At 73.3% G+C, this 21246-nt stretch carries 21 protein-coding genes; 14 read left to right on the top strand and 7 right to left on the bottom strand.

From position 1 onward, the window contains the following. Positions 1-109: 109 nt before the first annotated feature. Genes ACIWVC_RS00935 through ACIWVC_RS00925 form a run of 3 tightly spaced genes read left to right on the top strand, consistent with a single transcriptional unit; the run spans position 110 to position 3122 of the window. Positions 110-1369: a lytic transglycosylase domain-containing protein gene (locus tag ACIWVC_RS00935; RefSeq protein WP_396447115.1), complete on the top strand. Its 1260-nt coding sequence runs from the start codon at positions 110-112 to the stop codon at positions 1367-1369. Positions 1370-1410: 41 nt separating this feature from the next. Further along, entirely contained in the window at positions 1411-2316 is a 906-nt protein-coding gene (locus ACIWVC_RS00930; protein WP_396447116.1) for a ferrochelatase, read from the top strand. Beyond that, entirely contained in the window at positions 2313-3122 is an 810-nt protein-coding gene (locus ACIWVC_RS00925) for an inositol monophosphatase family protein (protein ID WP_396447117.1), read from the top strand. The genes ACIWVC_RS00930 and ACIWVC_RS00925 overlap by 4 nt, the downstream gene beginning before the upstream one ends. A gap of 113 nt (positions 3123-3235) precedes the next feature. On the opposite strand, the gene ACIWVC_RS00920 is transcribed toward ACIWVC_RS00925, so the two are convergent. Then, positions 3236-3412 carry a hypothetical protein gene (locus tag ACIWVC_RS00920; protein ID WP_396447118.1) on the bottom strand — a complete coding sequence of 59 codons (177 nt, stop codon included), beginning with the start codon at positions 3410-3412 and terminating at the stop codon, positions 3236-3238. A gap of 208 nt (positions 3413-3620) precedes the next feature. Here ACIWVC_RS00920 and ACIWVC_RS00915 point away from each other — a divergent pair, with 208 nt between their 5' ends. Next, a complete protein-coding gene (locus ACIWVC_RS00915; RefSeq protein WP_396447119.1) occupies positions 3621-4274 on the top strand; it encodes a response regulator transcription factor in 654 nt (217 codons plus the stop codon). Further along, a complete protein-coding gene (locus ACIWVC_RS00910; protein WP_396453718.1) occupies positions 4271-5656 on the top strand; it encodes a sensor histidine kinase in 1386 nt (461 codons plus the stop codon). The genes ACIWVC_RS00915 and ACIWVC_RS00910 overlap by 4 nt, the downstream gene beginning before the upstream one ends. Before the next feature lie 132 nt (positions 5657-5788). On the opposite strand, the gene ACIWVC_RS00905 is transcribed toward ACIWVC_RS00910, so the two are convergent. Further along, complete coding sequence (locus ACIWVC_RS00905) at positions 5789-7456, bottom strand: serine/threonine-protein kinase (protein ID WP_396447121.1); 1668 nt, start codon at positions 7454-7456, stop codon at positions 5789-5791. Between the two features lie 565 nt (positions 7457-8021). Here ACIWVC_RS00905 and ACIWVC_RS00900 point away from each other — a divergent pair. Both ACIWVC_RS00900 and ACIWVC_RS00895 read left to right on the top strand, forming a co-directional pair. Then, positions 8022-8318, top strand: a complete 297-nt coding sequence (locus ACIWVC_RS00900) for a DUF4193 domain-containing protein (protein ID WP_067488409.1) — start codon at positions 8022-8024, stop codon at positions 8316-8318. Between the two features lie 18 nt (positions 8319-8336). Further along, entirely contained in the window at positions 8337-9176 is an 840-nt protein-coding gene (locus ACIWVC_RS00895) for a hypothetical protein (RefSeq protein ID WP_396447122.1), read from the top strand. Positions 9177-9302: 126 nt separating this feature from the next. Here the strand turns inward: ACIWVC_RS00895 and ACIWVC_RS00890 are convergent, their stop codons facing one another. Then, positions 9303-9590: a DUF4235 domain-containing protein gene (locus tag ACIWVC_RS00890; protein ID WP_396447123.1), complete on the bottom strand. Its 288-nt coding sequence runs from the start codon at positions 9588-9590 to the stop codon at positions 9303-9305. 127 nt (positions 9591-9717) lie between these two features. Between ACIWVC_RS00890 and valS the strand changes: the two genes are divergently transcribed. Further along, entirely contained in the window at positions 9718-12243 is a 2526-nt protein-coding gene (gene valS, locus ACIWVC_RS00885; RefSeq protein ID WP_396453717.1) for a valine--tRNA ligase, read from the top strand. Between the two features lie 41 nt (positions 12244-12284). On the opposite strand, the gene ACIWVC_RS00880 is transcribed toward valS, so the two are convergent. From ACIWVC_RS00880 to ACIWVC_RS00870, 3 genes are all read right to left on the bottom strand, one after another. Further along, positions 12285-13571, bottom strand: coding sequence for a cytochrome P450 (locus tag ACIWVC_RS00880; RefSeq protein WP_396447125.1), 1287 nt, complete (start codon positions 13569-13571; stop codon positions 12285-12287). Between the two features lie 75 nt (positions 13572-13646). Beyond that, a complete protein-coding gene (locus tag ACIWVC_RS00875; RefSeq protein ID WP_396447126.1) occupies positions 13647-14336 on the bottom strand; it encodes a YidC/Oxa1 family membrane protein insertase in 690 nt (229 codons plus the stop codon). Positions 14337-14385: 49 nt separating this feature from the next. Further along, positions 14386-14682, bottom strand: a complete 297-nt coding sequence (locus ACIWVC_RS00870; protein ID WP_396447127.1) for a DUF6412 domain-containing protein — start codon at positions 14680-14682, stop codon at positions 14386-14388. Positions 14683-15035: 353 nt separating this feature from the next. Here ACIWVC_RS00870 and dut point away from each other — a divergent pair, with 353 nt between their 5' ends. The 3 genes from dut (at position 15036) to ACIWVC_RS00855 (ending at position 17003) form a co-directional block, all read left to right on the top strand. After that, positions 15036-15527 carry a dUTP diphosphatase gene (gene dut, locus ACIWVC_RS00865; RefSeq protein WP_396447128.1) on the top strand — a complete coding sequence of 164 codons (492 nt, stop codon included), beginning with the start codon at positions 15036-15038 and terminating at the stop codon, positions 15525-15527. A gap of 3 nt (positions 15528-15530) precedes the next feature. Then, complete coding sequence (locus ACIWVC_RS00860; protein WP_396447129.1) at positions 15531-16343, top strand: DUF3710 domain-containing protein; 813 nt, start codon at positions 15531-15533, stop codon at positions 16341-16343. Positions 16344-16661: 318 nt separating this feature from the next. Continuing rightward, complete coding sequence (locus ACIWVC_RS00855; RefSeq protein ID WP_396453716.1) at positions 16662-17003, top strand: SdpI family protein; 342 nt, start codon at positions 16662-16664, stop codon at positions 17001-17003. 18 nt (positions 17004-17021) lie between these two features. On the opposite strand, the gene ACIWVC_RS00850 is transcribed toward ACIWVC_RS00855, so the two are convergent. Next, positions 17022-18302 (bottom strand): SLC13 family permease, encoded by a 1281-nt coding sequence (locus ACIWVC_RS00850; protein WP_396447131.1) that lies wholly within the window; start codon positions 18300-18302, stop codon positions 17022-17024. A 229-nt stretch (positions 18303-18531) separates the two neighbouring features. Here ACIWVC_RS00850 and ACIWVC_RS00845 point away from each other — a divergent pair, with 229 nt between their 5' ends. The 3 genes from ACIWVC_RS00845 (at position 18532) to ACIWVC_RS00835 (ending at position 21139) form a co-directional block, all read left to right on the top strand. After that, positions 18532-19329, top strand: coding sequence for an ABC transporter ATP-binding protein (locus ACIWVC_RS00845; protein ID WP_396447132.1), 798 nt, complete (start codon positions 18532-18534; stop codon positions 19327-19329). Between the two features lie 2 nt (positions 19330-19331). Further along, complete coding sequence (locus ACIWVC_RS00840; RefSeq protein WP_396453715.1) at positions 19332-20687, top strand: FtsX-like permease family protein; 1356 nt, start codon at positions 19332-19334, stop codon at positions 20685-20687. Positions 20688-20791: 104 nt separating this feature from the next. Further along, positions 20792-21139, top strand: a complete 348-nt coding sequence (locus ACIWVC_RS00835; protein WP_396453714.1) for a hypothetical protein — start codon at positions 20792-20794, stop codon at positions 21137-21139. Positions 21140-21246 lie beyond the last annotated feature (107 nt).

Below are 21246 nucleotides of genomic sequence, written 5' to 3'. Positions count from 1 at the left end.
GAGGAAAGTTCATGTTTGGGGCCGGGGCGGACCGGCCATCCGGCGATAACGTACGATCCCGTAACCACGGCTGGGTAACCGTCCGTAGCGAGACTCGTTGGGAAATGTTGTGGCTTCTCCACCAGCATCACGCACCGGCCCCGCCGCGGGGGCGCCCGGCGACGGTGCGGCGCCCGGCGCCCGGCGGCCGAGGCCCAGGCCGGAGAAGAAGCGGCGCGGCCCGCAGCGGGGCGCGGACGCCCGCACGCGGCGGGGCGGCCGCGCGCTGCCGTTCCTCATCGGCGGCATCGCCGTGCTCTCCATCGCCAGTACCTCCGGCGGCGTCTACGCCGCGCTGACCGCGGAGAAGGCGGAGCCCGCCGCGTCCGAGACCCCGCGGGACCAGCCGCCGCCGAGCGCCGGCGACCCGGTCAACGTGGCCACCGGCGGCCAGGTCGCGCCGCTGCGCCGGGTGGTGCCGCCGGACGTGCTGGCGGTCGGCGGCGGCTCGATCTCCGCCGCCAAGATCAAGCGGATCGCCAAGCTGCGCCGGGTCAAGGACGTGACCGCGGTCGCGGGCGGCGCCGTCCAGCTCCAGGGCCGCCAGGTGAACGCGTTCGCCGTGGACCCGTCCGCCTTCCGGTCGTGGACGCCGCCCGGCACGGCCAAGAAGACCGAGCTGTGGGAGGCCCTCGCCGCGGACCAGTTCGTGGTGTCCCCGGCCGCGGCCGAGCAGCTGCAGCTCACCAGGGGCTACCAGTACCCGGTGGTCGCGCGGACGATGCCGCACCTCACGATGGGCGGGTCCGGCCCGCTCGGCCTGCCCGGCATCGACATGCTGGTCAGCAAGAAGTCCGGCGAGGAGATGGGGCTCGTCCCCAACGTGGCGGTCCTGGTCAACGCCCCGGGCGTCAGCCCCGCCAAGGTCGTCAAGGCCGTCGCCAAGGTGCTCGGCGCCGGCACGGACGTGCTCAACCTGCACGAGAGCAAGTACCAGTCGTCCGGCGGCGGCGCGGTCAGCTACCTGGACCTCTACAAGCAGGCCGCCACCACCTGCCCCGGCCTGTCCTGGACGGTCCTCGCCGCGATCGGCCAGGTGGAGAGCGACCACGGCCGCAACACAGGCCCGTCCAGCGCGGGCGCGCTCGGCCCCATGCAGTTCATGCCCGCGACGTGGAAGGCGTACGGGGTGGACGGCGACCGGGACGGCAAGGCCGACATCATGAACCCCTTCGACGCCATCCCCGGCGCGGCCAAGTACCTGTGCGCGAACGGAGCGGGACGCGGCGGCAAGCAGCTCTACCGCGCGGTGTGGCACTACAACCACGCCGACTGGTACGTCCAGAAGGTCCTCAACCTCGCCAGGGCCTACGCCGCCCGGTACGACTGACCCCGGGCCGGGCATCCGGCGGGGGCTGGTTGGATGGAGGCATGAGGTCGTACGACGCGTTGCTTCTGCTGTCCTTCGGTGGACCGGAGGGGCCCGAGGACGTGATCCCGTTCCTGGAGAACGTGACCCGCGGCCGCAACATCCCGAAGGAGCGCCTGGAGGAGGTGGGGGAGCACTACCGCCTGTTCGGCGGGGTCAGCCCCATCAACCAGCTCTGCCGGGACCTCAAGGCCGCGATCGAGCGCGACTTCGCGGCCCACGGCGTGGACCTGCCCGTCTACTGGGGCAACCGGAACTGGACCCCCTACCTGGCCGACACCGTCCGCCAGATGACGGCCGACGGGATCCGGCGCGCGGCGGCCTTCGTGACGTCCGCCTACAGCGGCTACTCCACCAACGACCAGTACCTCAAGGACATCGCCCGCGCGCGCGAGGAGGTCCCCGGCGCGCCCGAGATCGACAAGCTCCCCGTCTACTGGGACAGGCCCGGCTTCATCGACCCGTTCGTGGACGCGGCCCAGGACGCGCTGAGCAGCCTCCCGGAAGGAGCGCGACTGGTCTTCACCGCGCACAGCGTGCCCCTGGCCCAGCCCAACCGGGAGCTCTACGCTTCCGAACTGGAGCAGGCCGCGCGGACGGTCGCCGGCAGGGCGGCCCCGGGCGCGCCGTGGGACCTCGTCTACCAGAGCCGGAGCGGCCCGCCGAGCCAGCCGTGGCTGGAGCCGCAGATCACCGACCATCTGGAGAAGCTGCACCGCGAGGGCGTCCGCGCCGTCGCGGTCGTCCCGATCGGCTTCGTCTCCGACCACATGGAGGTCAAGTACGACCTCGACGTGGAGGCCGCCGAACGGGCCGCCGAGCTCGGGCTCGCCTACGCCCGCGCCGCGACGCCCGGCGCGGACCCGCGCTTCGCCGCCCTGCCCCGCCACCTTCTTGGAGAAGCATGAGCCTGGCCGAAGACCTGCTCGAACTCGCCGCCGCGACCGCCCGCGAGGCCGGCCGGATGCTGGTCGACAAGCGCCCCGCGGACGGCCCCGACGTCGTGCAGACCAAGTCGTCCCCGACCGACGTCGTCACCCAGATGGACCGCGCCGCCGAGCAGCTGATCATCGAGCGGATCCGGGCCGCGCGGCCCGACGACGCGTTCCTCGGCGAGGAGGGCGGCACCCGCGCCGGGGGCAGCGGCGTCCGGTGGGTCGTCGACCCGATCGACGGCACCGTCAACTACCTCTACGACCTGCCCGACTGGGCCGTCAGCATCGCCGCCGAGGTGGACGGCGAGACCGTCGCCGGCGCGGTGGAGATGCCGCGGCGCGGCGAGTCCTACACGGCCGTGCGCGGCGGCGGCGCGCTCCTGCACACCGCGTCCGGCGCCCGCGAGCTCCGGGTGAACGCCCGGGTGCCGCTCGCGAAGGCGCTGGTCGCCACGGGGTTCGGCTACGACGCGGCGCGGCGCGCCCGGCAGGCGGAGGTCCTCACCGGGGTGCTGCCGAACGTCCGCGACATCCGGCGCGGCGGGTCGTGCTGCGTCGACCTGTGCTCCCTCGCGGCGGGACGGGTCGACGCGTACTACGAGCGCGGTGTGCAGGCGTGGGACATCGCGGCCGGCGCGCTGATCGTCCAGGAGGCGGGCGGACGGGTCGAGGGCCTCGACGGCGCGCCCGCGGGCCCTGAGCTGACCGTGGCGGCCGGGCCGGGGACGTTCGAGGCGCTGCACGCCCTCCTCGCCCCGCTCGATCCCGCGAGCGGCTGAGCGCAGCCCGGGCGGCCGGCGGGCCATGGGGACGCATGGACGGCGATGAGCCCGGGACCGGCGGGTTGGTCCCGGGCTCATCGACTACGGTCGCGCCCTCGGAATGACGGCGGTCAATCGCAGCGGGGTGGTTCGACGCCGACGTCGTTGTTCGCTGCGATCCGGCGCAGTTCGCTGATCTCCTCCTGGCGGATGTCGGCCAGGTAGGTGTCGCCCTCTGCGTGGGCGATGCGCAGCGACGCGTACGCGTCATCGAGTCGCTGCTGGATCATGCGTGAAAACTCGCCCATGGGCCTCCTCCCGGATCGTCCCCATGCCCTACCCAGACCTAAGCTGAAGGCAAACCTGTTCGCGGATGCAATTTTCGCGGATTCTTGCGTCCGCGCGGTCACCGTGCGGCGTACGCCGAGCTGAACGCCCGTTTACGGGCGTCTTACGGCGCCCGTGGCATATCTGAGGAAGCCGAGGGCCGCCGCGCCCGACCAGGAGGGGGACCCTGTGCGTGTTCTAGTCGTCGAAGACGAGCGGGTGCTCGCCGACGCGATCGCCACCGGCCTGCGCAGGGAGACGCTGGCGGTGGACGTGGCCTACGACGGCGCGGGCGCGCTTGAGCGGGCGGGCGTCAACGAGTACGACGTGATCGTGCTCGACCGCGACCTGCCGAAGGTCCACGGCGACGACGTGTGCAAGCAGCTCGTCGCGCAGCGCTACCCGGCGCGGATCATCATGCTCACCGCGGCGGGCGAGCTGGACGACCGGGTCGAGGGCCTGTCCATCGGCGCCGACGACTACCTGGCCAAGCCGTTCGCGTTCGCCGAGCTGATCGCCCGGGTGCGCGCCCTCGGCCGCCGCGCCGCCGCGCCGCTGCCGCCCGTCCTGGAGCGCGCCGGCATCACCCTCGACCCCGCCCGCCGCGAGGTCGCGCGGGACGGCCGCCCGATCGACCTGACCCGCAAGGAGTTCGCGGTCCTGGAGGTGCTGCTCAGCGCGGACGGCGCCGTCGTCAGCTCCGAGCAGCTGCTGGAGAAGGCGTGGGACGAGCACATCGACCCGTTCACCAACGTCGTCCGGGTGACGATGATGACGCTGCGCAAGAAGCTCGGCGACCCCCCGGTGATCGAGACCGTGCCCGGCGTGGGGTACCGGCTGTGACCGCACCCCAGCACGGGCCCGACGACCCCGCCGTGCGGGCGCACGGGTCCGCCGGCGCGCGCCCCGACGGCGCGCAGGACGGCGGCGTACAGGACGGCGGCGTACAGGACGGCGGCGTACAGGACAACGGCGCGCAGGCGACCCAGCCCACCGCCGTCCCCGGCGGCGGGGAGGGCGGCCGGCGCGGCGGCCGGTGGCGGCGGCCGGGCCCGCAGCAGGTCCCGCAGCCCTACCCGGCCCCCAAGGGGATGTGGCGCGGCGACGGCGGCCCGCTGACCGCGCTGCCCGGCCGGATGAGCGTCCGGCTGCGGCTGACCCTGCTGTACGGGCTGCTGTTCTTCATGGCCGGGGCGCTGCTGCTGTTCGTGATGTCGTTCCTGATGGCCAACATCCTCGGCAACGTCAAGGTGATCGGCCTCGGCATCACCCCGGAGGAGTCCGCCGAGCTGCAGCGCCAGTTCGTCGAGCAGACGATGAAGCAGCTGGTCGGGCGGTCGCTGCTCGCGCTCGGCGGGGTCGGCGTCATCACGCTGGTGCTCGGCTACTTCGTCGCCGACCGGGCGCTCAGCCCGCTGCAGCGGGTCACCACGACCGCGCGCCGGCTGTCGGAGAGCACGCTGCACGAGCGCATAGCGCTGGAGGGCCCGGACGACGAGATCAAGGAGCTGGCCGACACCTTCGACGCGATGCTGGAGCGGCTCGGGCAGGCGTTCGACTCGCAGCGCCGGTTCGTCGCGAACGCCTCGCACGAGCTGCGCACCCCGCTCGCGATCAACCGGACGCTGCTGGAGGTGGCGCTCGGCGACCCCGACGCGTCCGACGACCTGCGCACCGTCGGCAAGACGCTGCTGGCCACCAACGCCCGGCACGAGCGGCTCATCGAGGGGCTGCTGCTGCTCGCCCGCAGCGAGCGGGAGCTGACCGCCCGCACCCCGGTCGACATGGCGGAGGTGGCGGCGACGGTGCTGGAGCAGTCGTCCCGCCGCGAGCACGACTGCGACGTGGCCGTCCACCCGGAGCTGACGCAGGGCGTGGCGCTCGGCGACCCCGTGCTGCTGGAGCACCTCGTGTCGAACCTGGTCGAGAACGCGATCAAGCACAACCTGGAGAGCGGCGGGGAGCTGTGGATCCGCACCGGCATGCTCGACGGCTACGCCACCGTCCAGGTCGAGAACACCGGGCCGGTGGTCCCCGCCTACGAGGTGGAGCGGCTGTTCGAGCCGTTCCGGCGGCTGAACGCCGACCGCGTCGAGTCGTCCAAGGGCGCGGGGCTCGGCCTGTCGATCGTCCGCTCGGTGGTGCTCGCGCACCGCGGCGCCGTCTACGCGGCGCCCCGCCCCGGGGGCGGGCTGATCGTCACCGTCCGGCTGCCGCCCGGCTGACCCGCCCGGCGGCCGAGGGAGCGCCCCGGCGATGCGGAACGCCCCGGCGACGCGGAACGCCCCGGCGACGCGGAACGCCCCGGCCGCCTCTCGCGAGGCGGCCGGGGCGTTCGGCTCGGACGGATCCGCGGGTCAGGACTTCGACACGTTCCCGTACGCGGCGGGGGTCGGGTCGCTCCGGATCTGCCGCCACTCCCAGCGCATCGACTCGCCGGACGACGACGGGATGAAGGTGACGTACCCGGCGGCGCACTCCTTCGGGTCCATCCCCGCCATCGGGGTCTCCCGGTACTCGACCTTGTCGTCCTCGGACGACAGCAGCGACAGGCGCGTGTAGCACTTGTCCTGCGCGCCGGACGGGTAGGTGTAGGTCGCGACGCCGGTCGAGTAGATCAGGGAGAACTTGGCCTCGAACTTCTCGTGCCCGGCGCCCGCGCCCGGCTGGTTCCCGTCGCCGGTGAAGTTGCCGACCAGCCCGCCCGTCACGCGCGGCGTCGGGGTGTAGTCGTCGGGCGGCGTGTACGTGCTCGTCGGGTAGGTCGGGAACGGGTCCGCGTCGTCGTCGCTGTTGGCCCTGATGATCGCCAGCACCACGACCACCAGGATCACGATCAGCGCGAGCCCGCCGCAGCCGATCGCGATGATCGGCCCGGCCGAGCTGGACCGCTTCGGCGGCGGGCCGTAGCCCGGCCCCGGCGGCATCGGCTGCTGCATCGGCATGCCCGGCTGCGGCGGGGGCGGCGGCGCGGCCGGCCCCTGGTACATCGGCATCGGCGGCGGCGTGATGGGCTGCGGCGGGGGCGTGGTCGGGCCCGGCATCGCGCCCTGGTGCAGCGGCATCGGCGGCGGGGTGATCTGCGGCTGCGGCCGCTGCTGCGGCGCGGGCGGCACCGGGGGCGGCGGGGGCAGCTGCGAGGCGATCCGGGTGCCCTGGTTGAGCAGCTCCTCCTGCCCCGCGGACTGCCCGGCGGGCGCGGCGCCGACGGCGCCGAGCAGGTTCAGCAGCAGCTGCGGGGCGGGCGGGCGCAGGCCCGCGTCCTTGGACAGGCAGCGCCCGATCAGGTCGCGCAGCGGGCCCGCGGGCAGCGCCGACAGGTCCGGCTCCTCGTTCAGGATCCGGTTGATGATCACCGGCAGCGTGTCCGCCTCGAACGGCGACTGACCGGTGGCGGCGAACACCATGGTCGCGCCCCAGGCGAAGATGTCGACGGCCGGGGTGAGCGGCGCGCCGGTCAGCTGCTCGGGCGCGAGGTAGCCGGGCGTGCCGACCACCATGCCGGTCGCGGTGACCGCGCTCTCCTGCGAGTTGACCGTCCGGGCGATGCCGAAGTCGACGACGCGCGGGCCGTCGGCGGCCAGCATCACGTTGTTCGGCTTGAAGTCGCGGTGCACGATCCCGGCCTCGTGGATGGCCGCGAGCGCGGTGGCCGTGCCGATCGCGAGCCGCTCCAGCTCCTCGGGACTGCGCGGCCCGTCGTGCGCGACCACGTCGTGCAGGGACGGCCCGTCGATGAACTCGCTGACGACGTATGGCTGGTCCCCGTGGACGTCGGCCTCCAGGACCCGCGCCGTGCAGAAGGGCTCGACCTTCTGCGCCGCACTCACCTCGCGGGTGAAACGGGCACGCGCGGCCGGGTCGTTGGCCATCTGCGCGTGCAGCAGCTTGATCGCGACGTACTCGCCTCCCGGCGCCTTGCCCAGGAAGACGGCGCCCTGACCCCCGGCGCCCAGCCGTCCGATGACCTCGTACTGTCCGAGTGCCCTAGGATCGCCCGGCTCCAGCGGAGCGGCATCCGGCATCTGACCCTCCATTGACCCGCAGTGATGTCCGCGACATTGTGCGCCGGACCCGCCGCGGGCCTCTGCCGGCGTCCTGACGACCGCCGGGTGAACCTCCGCAGGGGCCCGCCCCCAACCTCAGGCGGGCACGATATCGCGTTAGTTCAGACGTTTCACCGATCAGTCTGGTTCGGTATCGCGGCGGCCGGGTCGGGCCGTCCGGCCGCGCCCGCCGCCGCGGGACCGCCGCCGGACCGCCGCGGGACCGGACGGGTCCCGGCGCGCGGGGCCGGTCGGCGCGCGCAACGCCGCCGGGACCGATATGATCCCCGCCGCCGCGGGAACTCCGGCAGGTGCCCCGGCCCGGTGACCGGGCCGCCGGTACGCGCCGGGTATGTGACGGAAGACACAGTACGAGGAAAGATCCGGGTGACCGGTGTCACTCGTGGGAACGGTCGCGCCTCGTGTGTCGCAGGTCACCAACCGTGACAGAATTTCCCGCCCGGATCGGGCACAAGAACGGACCCTTGAGCGTTAGATCCGCGCGACGGGGCGCATAAAGCACTGAGGGGGATGGAGATAGAAGATGGCGACCGACTACGACAGCCCACGCAAGACGGACGACGACCTCAGCGAGGACAGCCTCCAGGAGCTCCAGGCCCGGCGGGCCGACAAGGCCGCCAGCATCATCGACGAGGACCTGGACGCCGGCGAGGTCGCCGAGCTGCCCGGCGCCGACCTGTCCAACGAGGAGCTCACCTTCCGGGTGGTTCCGCGGCAGGCCGACGAGTTCACCTGCACCCGCTGCTTCCTGGTGCACCACCGCAGCCAGCTGGCCGGCGAGAAGAACGGCCAGCCGATCTGCCGCGAGTGCGCCGCCTGACCGGGAGTGGCCGCAGGAGTGTCGGGAGAGATCGAGAAACGGCATGACGAGGTGGAGCCGGCGCGCCGCGACGGCTCCACGGAGCTCGGTGAGCTGATCGGACGGCTCACCGCCGACGAGGACATGGACCGCGAGACCCGCGGCCGCCTGCTCGGGCGACTGGCCAGGCTGCTCGGCCAGAGCGCCCGCAAGGTGGGGGCCGCGGGCGTCGCGCGCGGCAAGTGGCTCGGCGACCTGCTCGTCGAGGCCGCGCCGCACATCCCGATCCGCGACCTGGAGACGCTGCAGGCCCACCACCGCGGGTTGATGGGCGAGGAGCTCGCGGACCGGATCGTGAAGGTGGCGGGCAACGGCACGACCGCCGTCGGCGCGGCCGGCGGCGCGCTCGCCGCCGTGGAGTTCGCCGCCCCGCCGCTGCTGCTGTCGGCCCCCGCCCAGCTCGCAGCCGAGGCGCTCGTCGTCGCGGCGATCGAGGTCAAGATGATCGCGGAGCTGCACGAGGTGTACGGCGTCCGCGTGCAAGGCAGCGGTACCGCCCGCGGTGCCGCGTTCGTCACCTCCTGGGCCCGGCAGCGCGGCATCAACCCGCTGGAGGCCGGGTCGCTCACCAGCGCCCTCGGCACCGCCGCCAAGGCCGCCCTCCGCAAGCGCATGCTGCGCACCTTCGGCCGGAGCATGAGCACCATGGGCCCGTTCCTGACCGGCGCCGCCGCGGGCGCCGCCCTCAACCGCTCCGCGACCAAGGCCCTGGCCCTGAAGGTCCGCAACGACCTGCGCGAGGCCGCCGGGATCACGCCCCCGCTCCCCGGCGCCCACCCGAACGCGCTCCCCGGATCCGACCGGAAACGCCCCCGCTGAGCGACCGGCGCCGAGCACCCGGCGCCGCCCCGCGCCGGGCAACCCGCGCCGAGCGACCGGCGCCGAGCGACCGGCCTGAGCGCCCGGCGACCGTTCCAGGGGGTCGCCCCCCCGGAACGACACGGGTCAGGCGTCGACCTTCAGATGGGACGGGAGCTCGCCGGTGCCCTTGGCGTACTGGTGCGCCACGGCGCGGGTCGCGAGCAGCCGGGCCAGCTCCATGCCGACGCCCATGACGACGGCCCACCCGACCGCCTCGGCCAGGTCGACCTCCGGCGACTCGGGGTTGGTCGGGGGCTCCTTGCCGGTGCTCTTCTTCCAGATCATCGTGATGGCCTTCTTCGCGACGAACCCGCCCGCGAACGCCGCGGCGCCGGCCATCACCCGCCACCCGATGTCGCCCTTATCCGCCATTTTCGTCCTCCGCTCGTCTGTCGTCTCCGACGCTACCGGAACGGCCCGCCCCCGGCGGTGACGGCGGGCGCCGGGTCGGCGCCGGTAAATGGCATGCGGCCGGTGCCGATGTCAATACCATTGCTTCATGACAGAGCAGCCGCGTACTCCGCACGTCCCTCCGAAGCCCTCCCTGCACGGCCTGGAGGAGAAGTGGGTACGCGTCTGGGAGGACGAGGGCGTCTACCGCTTCGACCGCACCCGCCCGCGCGCGGAGGTCTACTCGATCGACACCCCGCCGCCCACGGTGAGCGGCTCCCTCCACGTCGGACACGTCTTCTCCTATACCCACACCGACACCGTCGCGCGGTTCCACCGCATGCGCGGTCGCGCGGTCTTCTACCCGATGGGGTGGGACGATAACGGCCTGCCGACCGAGCGCCGCGTGCAGAACCATTTCGGCGTCCGGTGCGATCCGTCCCTTCCGTACGATCCCGACTTCGAACCGCCGGCGAAGCCCGACCCGAAACGGCAGCTGCCGATTTCGCGGCGCAACTTCATCGAGCTGTGCGAACGCCTCACCGAGGTGGACGAGAAGGCGTTCGAGGAGATGTGGCGCCAGGTCGGCCTCTCGGTCGACTGGAACCACCTCTACACGACCATCGGCGACGTCTCCCGGAAGGCGTCGCAGCGCGCCTTCCTGCGCAACCTGGCGCGCGGCGAGGCGTACGTCTCGGAGGCGCCGACGCTGTGGGACGTCACGTTCCGCACCGCCGTCGCGCAGGCCGAGCTGGAGGACCGCGAGCACCCCGGCGCGTTCTACCGCATCCGGTTCCACGGCGACGAGCGCCCGGTGTACATCGAGACGACGCGGCCGGAGCTGCTGCCCGCCTGCGTCGCGCTGGTCGCGCACCCCGACGACGAGCGGTACCGGGAGCTGTTCGGGACGACCGTCCGCACGCCGCTGTTCGGCGTGGAGGTCCCGGTCCTCGCGCACCGGCTGGCCGAGCCCGACAAGGGCTCCGGTATCGCGATGATCTGCACGTTCGGCGACGTCACGGACGTCACGTGGTGGCGCGAGCTGAACCTGCCCACCCGCGCGATCATCGACTGGGACGGCCGCCTCGCCGCCGAGCCGCCCGCGGGCGTCGCCGCGGAGCCCTACGCGGAGCTGGCCGGCAAGACGGTGGTCTCCGCCAGGGAGCGCGTCGCCGAGATGCTGCGCGAGTCCGGCGACCTGGACGGCGAGCCGCGCAGGATCACCCGGCCGGTGAAGTTCTACGAGAAGGGCGGCAAGCCCCTGGAGATCGTCACGACCCGGCAGTGGTACATCCGCAACGGCGGCCGCGACGAGGGCGTCCGCGCCGAGCTGCTCGCGCGCGGGCGGGAGCTGGAGTGGCACCCCGCCTACATGCGCGCCCGCTATGAGAACTGGGTCGAGGGCCTCAACGGCGACTGGCTGATCTCCCGCCAGCGGTTCTTCGGCGTGCCGATCCCCGTCTGGTATCCGCTGGACGGCTCCGGGGAGCCGCGCTACGACGCGCCGATCGTCCCGCCGGAGGACGCGCTGCCGGTCGACCCGTCGTCCGACGCCCCGCCGGGGTTCACCGAGGAGCAGCGCGGCGAGCCGGGCGGCTTCATCGGCGACCCCGACGTGATGGACACCTGGGCGACGTCGTCGCTGACCCCGCAGATCGCGGGCGGCTGGGAGCGCGACGCCGACCTGTTCGGCCGCGTGTTCCCCTACGATCTGCGGCCGCAGGCGCACGACATCATCCGGACGTGGCTGTTCTCCACGGTCGTCCGCAGCCACCTGGAGCACGGCTCGCTGCCGTGGAAGGCGACCGCGCTGTCCGGGTGGATCCTCGACCCCGACCGCAAGAAGATGTCGAAGTCCAAGGGCAACGTCGTCACGCCGATCGACCTGCTGCGCCAGTACGGCTCCGACGCCGTCCGGTACTGGGCGGCCAGCGGGCGGCCCGGCACCGACACCGCCTTCGACACCGGGCAGATCAAGGTCGGCCGCCGCCTCGCCATCAAGATCCTCAACGCCTCCAAGTTCGTGCTGGGGCTGGGCGAGGCCGAGGCCGGCGCGTCCGTCACCGAGCCGCTCGACAGGGCCGTGCTGGCGGCGCTGTCCGGCGTCGTCCGCGACGCGACCGAGGCGTTCGAGGGCTACGACTACGCGCGGGCGCTGGAGCGCACCGAGCGGTTCTTCTGGGAGTTCTGCGACGACTACCTCGAACTGGTGAAGTCCCGCGCCTACGGGGACGGCCCGGAGGCGCAGTCGGCGCGCGCCGCGCTGCGCACGGCGCTGTCGGTGCTGCTGCGCCTGTTCGCGCCCGTCCTGCCGTTCGTGACCGAGGAGGTCTGGTCGTGGTGGCGGCACGGGTCGGTGCACGCGGCGCCCTGGCCGTCGGCCGCCGAACTGCCCGCGGGCGGCGACCCGGCCGTCCTCGCGGCGACGGGCGAGGCGCTCCGCCAGGTCCGCAAGGCGAAGTCGGAGGCGAAGGCGTCGATGCGCGCCGACGTGTCCCGCGCCGTCGTCCGCGGCGCGGAGGTGACGCACATCGCCCGGCCGGATCTGGCCGCCGCCGGCCGCATCGCCGACCTCACGCTGGAGGCCGCGCCCGCCGATCTGACCGTCGACGTCGTGCTCGCGCCGACCAGCTGACGCCCGCCCGGCCCGGAACGCGCGGTGCTCGGCGCTCGGGTTCAGAACGTGCAGGGCAGGTGCTTGATGCCGTTGATGAAGCTGGAGAACAGCCGGTCGGGCTCCCCGGTGGCGCGGATGTCCGGGACGCGGGTGAACAGCTCCCGGAACATCACCGTGATCTCGCGGCGGGCCAGGTTCGCGCCGAGGCAGAAGTGCGGGCCGGGCCCGCCGAACCCGACGTGCGGGTTGGGGGAGCGGGTGATGTCGAAGACGTCGGGGTTCTCGAAGACGGTCTCGTCCCGGTTGGCGGAGTTGTAGAACAGCAGCACCTTGTCGCCCGCGCGGTACTGGTGGCCGTTCATCACGTGGTCCCGCGTGAGCGTGCGGCGGAACTGGATGACCGGCGTCGCCATCCGGACGATCTCCTCCACGGCGCCGGGCATGTGCGCGTCGAAGTCCTCCAGCAGCAGGGCGCGCTGCTCGGGGTTGTCGGTGAACAGCTTGAGGCCGTGCGACATCGCGTTCCGCGTCGTCTCGTTGCCGGCCACCACGAGCAGGATGAAGAAGGACCCGATCTCCTGGTCGGTGAGCCGCTCCCCGTCCACCTCGGCGGAGATCAGCGCGGACACCAGGTCGTCGCCCGGGTGCCGGCGGCGCCGCCGGGCGAGCTTCATCGCCAGGTGGTTCAGCTCGTACCCGGCGACCATCACCCTGAGCAGCCCGTACAGCGCGCCGAGGCGGGTGATGCCGTCGCGGGTGTAGTCCTTGCCGCCGCTGTACTCGGGGTCGCCGAGCCCCAGGATGATGTTCGTCCGCTCGTACACCATCGGGCGGACGGGGTCGGGGATGCCCATCATGTCGCAGATGACCTGGAGGGGGAGCCGCGCGGCGACGTCGGTGACGAAGTCAGCCGACCCCTTCTCGATCAGGTCGTCCACGATGCGGGTCGCGGCGGCCTGGAGGTCGGTCTCCATCTTCTCCAGGACGCGCGGGGTGAACGCCCGCGACACGATCTTGCGGATCTTGGCGTGCCGGGGGTCGTCCATGTTGATCATCGAGCCGAAGTAGCGGGCCAGGTAGCCCGGCAGGTCGGCGATGCTGTTGGAGCACGGCTCGCTGCTGAAGATCTGCGGCGTCCGGCTCGCCTCGACGACGTCGGCGTGCCTGGTCAGCGCGTAGAAGCCGGGACCCTGCTTGACGAACGGCAGCTTCAGCTCCGGGAAGAACGCGGGATGCTCGCGCCGCCGCAGCTCGGCGAACTCGGCCATCCGCCGGTCCGGCGGCAGGGCCCAGAAGGCCAGATCCGACACGCTCGGCTTGCCGGTGTCCGGCACCGTCGTCGTCACTGCGCACCGCCCTCACGTCCAGAATCTCGTTCGGTTTCCATCGAACCGAGACACCGGCGACGCCGTCAAGGGGCATCAGCCGGCGGCGACGATCCGCCGCTGCAGCACGGCCCGCTCCACCGCCGCCCACGCGCCGGACGTGAGCAGGTACAGCCCGGCGGCGAGCGGCACGAACGCCGCCGCGACGACCGTCCCGAACGGCATCACCCTCGCCACGGCGCCCATCGGCCCCTCGGCGGTGACCCGCCGCGACGACCACACCGCGACCGCGCCCAGCAGGACGAACAGCCCGAGGAACACCAGCGACGGCGGCGCGAGCAGCCCCCCGCCGAGGACCCCGACCCAGTTCTGCCCCAGCGGCGCGGCGAGCAGCGTGTGCGCGAGCAGCAGGTTCTGGTGCCCGGCCACGGTCGCCGACATGAACAGCCGGTAGGTGACCATGAAGAACGGCACCTGCGCGAGCACGGGCAGGCACCCGGCGACCGGCGTCGCGCCTTCCGCCTCGTAGAGCGAGGCCATCTCCCGCTTGAGCCGCTCGGGGTTCTTCGCGTGCCTCTTCTGCAGCGCCTGGACCTTGGGCATCAGCCGCGCCCGCGTCCGCTCGCCCTTGGCCGCCGCGACGGACAGCGGAACCAGGGCCAGCCGCACGGCGGCGGTGAACAGCACGATCGCCAGCGCGGTGGCGAGGTCGCCGGCGAGCGGCTGCAGGACGTCCGCCAGGCCCGTGACGAGGGCGGCGGCGATCGAAACAGGTACATCGAACATGAAAGAGCCTTCCGGAACGAGAGGAGATCGGGATGCGTCCCGGCCGCGCTCAGGCGGCCGCGATCTCCGTTCCGGGTGCTCTCGGGCGGGGGCGTCCCGCCGCGTCGGGGTCGCGCTGCGGCAGGAAAGCCGTGCGCAGCGTCCTGTCCCGCAGGGTCGTCCGGACCTGAGCCATGGCCGCCGCCCGGCCCCGCCGCGCCGCGGCGAACCGCACGGCCGCCAGCACCAGCAGCCCGGCCACCGTGACCGTCGCCAGCACCATGAGCGCCGGCTGCCCCGGCACCGATCCCGCCCACTCGCCGATGGCGAATCCCCTCAGGACGAGGAACACCACCAGCGACCACACGGCGAACGGGCCTTTCCAGAAGACGAACGAAGTCTCAGTCTGCCATCCGCCGCATACCGCGTCGACTGGACCATGATCGCGAACTCCGCCCTCGGCTCCGGCCGGAGTCAGAGGAGCAGGGGGGGCGAGGGCGCAGAGGGAGACGACGGCGGTGGCGGTCTTCGCCGGGGGCATCCGGGCCGCTATTACGCATAATCCGATTCTTCGCGGCCAAACCTTCCGGAAGTGGTCAGCTCCGGGAACGGGTAGGGTCAACTGCCGGACTCGCGCGGCGGCGTTTCGGCGGCGGCCGGTTGCGGCGCCGCGGATAGGGTCGGGTCGTTCTCCGGCAGGTACGCGTTGAGGTGGAGCCCGTGAGCAAGGTCGATGTGCTGATCCGGCGGCTTGATCCCGAGCTGCCGCTGCCCGCGTACGCGCACCCCGGCGACGCCGGCGCCGACCTGGTCGCGGCGGTGGACGTCGAGCTGCCGCCCGGGGAGCGCGCCGTCGTCCCGACCGGGGTGGCGATCGCCCTGCCCGACGGCTACGCCGCTTTCATTCACCCCCGGTCCGGATTGGGCGCTAGGTTGGGAGTGACCATAGTCAACGCACCCGGTACGGTCGACGCCGGCTATCGGGGTGAGATCAAGGTGACCCTGCTGAACACCGACCCCCGCGCCGCGGTCACGCTGCGGCGCGGAGACCGCATTGCGCAGATGGTCGTGCAGCGGGTGGAGCGCGCGGTGTTCCACGAGGTCGCCGACCTTCCCGGAGCGGCGCGCGGGACCGACGGATTCGGCTCCACGGGCGGTTTCGGCGCCACGCGCGTGTCCGGGAACAATGAGCACAGTCGAGAAGGAGCGTGAGTCGTGGCTTTTGGACGTCGCCGGCAGGCCGAGGAGCCCGAGAAGGGTCCCGAGGTGACCGAGGAGCCGGCGGAGACCGCCGAGGAGGCTCCCGCCAAGGCGGAGTCGGCCAAGGGCGGTCCGTGGGACTCCGAGGACTCCTTCCCCGAACTGCAGCGGCTCGACTTCGGGTCACTCAAGGTGCCGGTCGCGCCGGGGCTGGGTTTCCAGGTGAACTTCGAGGCCACCCAGGTGGACGAGGAGGGGAACCCGCTCGACGGGCGGCCCGTCGCCGTACTGGTGCAGTACGAGGAGAGCGCCATGCAGCTCCAGGTGTTCGCCGCGCCGAAGCGCAGCGGCATCTGGGACGACGTGCGCCGTGAGACCGCCAAGGACATCCAGGAGGAGGCGCAGGGCCAGACCCAGGAGGGCGAGGGCCCGTTCGGCCCCGAACTGCTGGCGATGGTCCCCGCGGCGCTGACCGAGGAGGTCCTCGCCGAGATGCCGCAGGAGGTCCGGGAGCAGATCCCGGCCGAGTTCATCGAGCAGGGCTGGGCGCCGCAGATCATCCGGTTCCTCGGCGTGGACGGCCCCCGCTGGTTCCTGCAGGCCGTGGTGCAGGGCGCCGCGATCGAGGACGAGGAGCAGTGGCAGGTCCTGGAGGACGTGCTGCGCGGCGTGGTCGTGCACCGCGGCGACGCGCCGATGCCGCCGCGCGACCTGCTGGAGCTGCAGATCCCGAAGGAGTTCAGCGAGGCCGGCCAGGACGACGAGGAGGAGGCCGTGGAGACCTTCGACCCGTTCGAGCGCGGCCCCGAGATCACCGAGGTCCGCTGACCCCCCGGACCACCGGGCCCGCCCCGCCGCACCCCTTTTCGGACGTGCGGCGGGGCGGGTTTTCCGTGTCCCGAGCCCGGCCGATTGCTTGCCCTGACCGCCCCCGCGGGTGGTCAATCGGGACATGTCGAAGAAGACGCGCAAACGCCGTGCCCGCAAGCGCAGCAAGCACAACAAGGGCAAGCGGCCCAACGCCCGCCGCTAACCGCCGGTCATCCCCAACGTCGTCGCGTGCCGGACGCCCGCCGCGCCCGGCCGGTTGCGCCATGCCCGTGGCGGCGGGGCATCATGGTCATGAGACGAAGAGGGGTGAGGGCCGTGAACGTCGCCACGGGGCTGGTCCTGGTCGCGGCCGGCGTGCTGGTCGCGATCGTCGGGCGGTTCACCGCCACCGGCCGCATCCCGCGCAACGGCCTGGTGGGGATCCGCACCGCGCGCAGCAAGGCCGACGACGAGTCGTGGCTGATCGTGCACCGGGCCGCCCAGCCGTGGCTGATCGGCGGGGGCGCCGCGCTGGCGGTGGCCGGCGCGGTGGCCGCGGCCGCCCGAGCGGCGCGGCCGGCGGCCGTCATCGCCGGCTGCGCCCTGCTGGTGGTGCTGGTCGTCGCGGGGACCGTGGCCGGGCACGCGGCGCTGCGGCATCACGGCCTGCCCCGGTAGCCCCCGCGGGCGCGGCGGCTACAGGTAGCGGAGCCAGAGGTAGGGCACGCAGAGCGCGACCGTGATCAGGGTGACGACGATCCCGTAGCGGGTGAAGCGCCAGAAGCTGATCGGGGTCCCGTTGCGGGCGGCGATGCCGAGGACGACCACGTTGGCGCTGGCGCCGATGGCGGTGGCGTTGCCGCCGAGGTCGGCGCCGAGGGCGAGCGCCCACCACAGGACGTGCCCCTGCTCTCCGGGGTGCTGCTGGACGAGGTCGGCGACGATCGGGCTCATCGTCGCCACGTAGGGGATGTTGTCCACGATCGCCGACAGCACCGCGGACGCCCACAGCAGCAGCATCGCGGCCGCGCCGAGGCGGCCCTCGGTGGCGTCGGCGGCGGCCTTGGAGACGTCGCCGATGACGCCGGTCTCGACGAGCCCGCCCACCATGACGAACAGCCCGGCGAAGAACACCAGCGTGGGCCATTCGACCTCGCTGAGCGCCTCCTCCGTGGTGACCTTGGTGGCGGCGACGAGCAGCCCGGCGCCGAGCAGCGCGACCACGGACGGCTCGTAGTGCAGCACGGGGTGGAGCACGAACGCGGCGATCACGAGGGCGAGGACGCCGAGGCCCTGCGCGAGCAGCCGCGGGTCGGTGATGACCTCCCGCTCCTTCAGCGCCATGACCTCGGCCGCCAGGTCGGGGTCGTAGCGGAACGCCGAGCGGAACAGCCACCGGCAGAGCAGGCAGAACACCGCGAGCAGCACCAGGACCAGCGGCGCCAGGTGCACGAGGAAGTCGTTGAACGACAGCCCGCCCCGGCTGGCGATGATGATGTTGGGCGGGTCGCCGACGAGGGTGGCGGTGCCGCCGATGTTGGACGCCATGACCTCGGCGATCAGGTACGGCTCGGGCGCCAGCGCGAGCCTCTTGCAGACGAGGAACGTGACGGGCGCGATCAGCAGGACGGTGGTCACGTTGTCCAGCAGCGCGGACGCGAAGGCCGTCAGCACGACCAGCATGACCATGAGCCGGTAGGGGCGTCCCCGCGCGCGCTTGGCGGCCCAGATCGCCACGTACTCGAACACGCCGGTGCGCCGCAGCACCGAGACGATCACCATCATCCCCAGCAGGAGGAAGATGACGTTCCAGTCGATCCCGGAGTCGGAGGAGAAGAACGCGCCCTCGGCGTCGGTGATGTGCAGCAGCAGCATCAGGCCCGCGCCGCCGAGCGCCACCGCCGTCCGGTGCACCTTCTCCGACGCGATCAGCACGTACGCGCAGACGAAGATGACGATGGCGGCGGTCGCCTGCACGGAGCCTCCCGGTCGGCATGCGGATGACGGGACCTGCCGACCAGACTTCCCGGCGCACCGGGGGCGACTCTAGCCGCCCGGCGGGGTCCATGCGAAGGCGGTGGCCCGGCGATGGTGGGGTTTTGCCTACCCCGATCGGCGTGGTGGACCCATCCTCGGGCGCGCTCGCCGTCCGTAATTTCGTTTCCCGAGGCGCCCCGCGAGGGGGCGCCCGGCGGAGGTGAGGACGATGTTCGGACGAAACCGGGCCGCCGCGGCGGCCCAGGCGCCCGGTGAGGCGCTCCGGCTGGAGGACGTGCGCAAGGTCTACGGCGCCGAGGGCAACCGGGTGGTCGCGCTGGACGGCGTGTCGCTGTCGCTGCCGGCCGGGTCGTTCACGGCGGTGATGGGCCCGTCCGGGTCGGGCAAGAGCACGCTGCTGCAGTGCGCGGCGGGCCTGGACCGGCCGACCGCGGGCCGGGTCTTCGTGGACGGCGCCGAGCTGTCGGGCGGCGGGGAGGCCGCGCTGACCAGGTTCCGGCGGCAGCGGATCGGCTTCGTCTTCCAGCAGTTCAACCTGCTCCCGACGCTGGACGTGCTGCAGAACGCGGTGCTGCCGCTGAAGCTCGCGGGACGCCGGGTGGACCGGTCGCGGGCGCGCGCCGTCCTGGAGCGGGTGGGACTCGGCGACCGGCTGCACCACCTGCCGGCGGAGCTGTCCGGCGGGCAGCAGCAGCGGGTGGCGATCGCGCGGGCGCTGATCACCCGGCCGCGGGTGGTGTTCGCGGACGAGCCGACCGGCGCGCTCGACACCCGCAGCGCCCGGGACGTGCTGGAACTGCTCCGCGAGTCGGTGCGGGAGTACGGGCAGACGGTGGTGATGGTCACCCACGACCCGGTCGCCGCGTCGTTCGCCGGGTCCGTCCTGTACCTGGCGGACGGGCGGATCGTCGGCCACCAGGCCGCGCCGACGGCCGAGGCCGTCGCGGAGCGGATGACCCGCCTGGCCGACGAGGTCGAGCGCCAGCGCGCGACGGCGGGGGTGTGATCATGCTGGGACTGGCCCTGCGCTCGCTGCGCAAGCGCGCGAGCGCGTTCGCCGCGAGCTTCCTCGCGATGCTCCTCGGCGCGACGATGGTCATGGGGTTCGCCTCGATGCTCGACACGGCGGAGGGGAGCGGCGCGACCGGGGCGGCCCGCGAGACGCTGACGACGATGGCGACCGTGGTCGGCGGCTGGGGGCTGCTGCTGGTGGTCTTCGCGGTCGCCTCGACGCTGACCCTGTCGGTCCGGCAGCGGGCGGCGGAGATGGCGCTGCTGAAGAGCGCCGGCGCGACCCCCGGCCAGCTCGCCCGGATGATCGTCGGCGAGGCGGCGGGCCTCGCCCTCGTGGCGGCACTCGCCGCGATCGCCCCCGCGATCGCGGCCGGCCGGGCGCTGCTCGGGCTGCTGCACGGCACCGGCCAGGTCCCGGCGGAGGTCGGCTACCACTTCGGCCCCGCCGCCCTGTCGATCGGGATCGGCGTCACGCTGGTCTCCGCGGTCGCCGCCGCGCTGATCGCCGCGCGGCGCGCCGTCCGCGGCCGCGCGGCGGAGTCGATGGCGGCGGCCGCCGCCGACGACGCGCGGCTGAGCAAGAAGCGGATCGTGTTCGCGGCGCTGTTCCTGCTGGCCGCCGCGAGCGAGGCGATCGTCACGGTCACGGTCATGGACGGCAGCAGCGACGCGATGGCGACGTCCGGGCAGGCCGACATCTTCGCCGGGATCGGGCTGGCGCTGCTCGCCCCGGCGATCGTGCGCCGGGCGGCCGCCCTGGCGGCCGGGCCGCTGCGCGCGCTCGGCGGGGCGGCCGGCGACCTCGCGGCGGCCACCATGCGACGCCGGACGGGCGCGCTCGCCTCCGCGGTCACGCCGGTCGTCCTGTTCGTCGGGACGGCGGTCGGCACGCTGTACCTGCAGGCCACCGAGAACGCGGCGATGGACGCGGCCGGCCTCGCCAAGACGCCCGAGGACAAGAGCATCGAGACGCTCAACTTCGTCGTCATCGGCATGGTGGTGCTGTTCACCGCGATCATGCTGGTCAACACGCTGATCGCGGCGACCGCGCACCGGGGCCGCGAGTTCGGCCAGACCCGGCTCGCCGGCGCCACCCCGCGCCAGGTGCTCACCGCGGTCGCGCTGGAGTCGGCGGTGCTGACCGTCACCGGCGTCGTCCTCGGCACCGTCGCCTCGGTCTTCACGATCGTCCCGTTCGGGCTCGCCCGGCGCGACTCCGCCGTCCCGGACGGCGACGTCCGGACCTACGCCGCGGTCGTCGCCCTCGCCGCCGTGCTCACCGGCCTGACGGCCTTCGGCGCGACCCGGCGGACGATCCGCGTCCCCGCCGTGGAGGCCGCCCTCCGCTGACGGGCTCCCGCCGCCCCGCCCGCGCGCGTCCCCGGAATCGGCCGTCCGGCCGAGGACGGGGACGCGCGCCCGCGGGCATACCGGCGCCACCGGGGGTGGTGCCGATGGACGAGCCCGGCGGGCGCCGGATCCTCATGCCGGGCGTCATCGACGAGGCGGAGCGCGCCGAGCCGCCCGGCGAACCGGAACCCGGCCTCGTCCCGGTCGAGGACCCCGGCGACGTCGCCGACCCCGGCCCCGCCGACCGGCAGGCCCCCGAAGGCGACGAGATCGGCGGTGCCGCGCAGGCCGCCCCGCCCGGCTGCACCTGGCGGCCCTGCCCGCGCCGGCGTTCGCGGCGGCGGTCGCCGGAGCGTCCGGCAGGCTGCCGGGGGACCGGCTCCCCGCGCTGCTCGCGGTGGCGGCCGGCGGCCTCGGCGGCGCCGCGCTGTACCTCCTCGCGGCCCGCCTGATGGGCGTCCCGGAGGTCGGGTACTTCACCGCGATGGCGAGGGCGCGCCTGCGCCGCTCCCGACCCGGCCGATGGGGTCGATTCGGGTGGGGATGTCATACGCTTCGA

Origin of the sequence: Actinomadura sp., from assembly GCF_044508335.1 — a bacterium.
In the GTDB taxonomy this organism is placed as follows: domain Bacteria; phylum Actinomycetota; class Actinomycetes; order Streptosporangiales; family Streptosporangiaceae; genus Spirillospora.
This window is presented reverse-complemented; position numbering and strand designations above follow the sequence as displayed.

What these genes read in the sequence shown, in the direction of transcription:
- ACIWVC_RS00930 (WP_396447116.1), top strand. Translation starts at nt 1,411, where the DNA reads ATGAGGTCGTACGACGCGTTGCTTCTGCTGTCCTTCGGTGGACCGGAG.
- ACIWVC_RS00925 (WP_396447117.1), top strand. Translation starts at nt 2,313, where the DNA reads ATGAGCCTGGCCGAAGACCTGCTCGAACTCGCCGCCGCGACCGCCCGC.
- ACIWVC_RS00920 (WP_396447118.1), bottom strand. Translation starts at nt 3,412, where the DNA reads ATGGGCGAGTTTTCACGCATGATCCAGCAGCGACTCGATGACGCGTAC.
- ACIWVC_RS00905 (WP_396447121.1), bottom strand. Translation starts at nt 7,456, where the DNA reads ATGCCGGATGCCGCTCCGCTGGAGCCGGGCGATCCTAGGGCACTCGGA.
- ACIWVC_RS00900 (WP_067488409.1), top strand. Translation starts at nt 8,022, where the DNA reads ATGGCGACCGACTACGACAGCCCACGCAAGACGGACGACGACCTCAGC.
- ACIWVC_RS00890 (WP_396447123.1), bottom strand. Translation starts at nt 9,590, where the DNA reads ATGGCGGATAAGGGCGACATCGGGTGGCGGGTGATGGCCGGCGCCGCG.
- valS (WP_396453717.1), top strand. Translation starts at nt 9,718, where the DNA reads ATGACAGAGCAGCCGCGTACTCCGCACGTCCCTCCGAAGCCCTCCCTG.
- ACIWVC_RS00875 (WP_396447126.1), bottom strand. Translation starts at nt 14,336, where the DNA reads ATGTTCGATGTACCTGTTTCGATCGCCGCCGCCCTCGTCACGGGCCTG.
- ACIWVC_RS00845 (WP_396447132.1), top strand. Translation starts at nt 18,532, where the DNA reads ATGTTCGGACGAAACCGGGCCGCCGCGGCGGCCCAGGCGCCCGGTGAG.
- ACIWVC_RS00840 (WP_396453715.1), top strand. Translation starts at nt 19,332, where the DNA reads ATGCTGGGACTGGCCCTGCGCTCGCTGCGCAAGCGCGCGAGCGCGTTC.
- ACIWVC_RS00835 (WP_396453714.1), top strand. Translation starts at nt 20,792, where the DNA reads ATGGACGAGCCCGGCGGGCGCCGGATCCTCATGCCGGGCGTCATCGAC.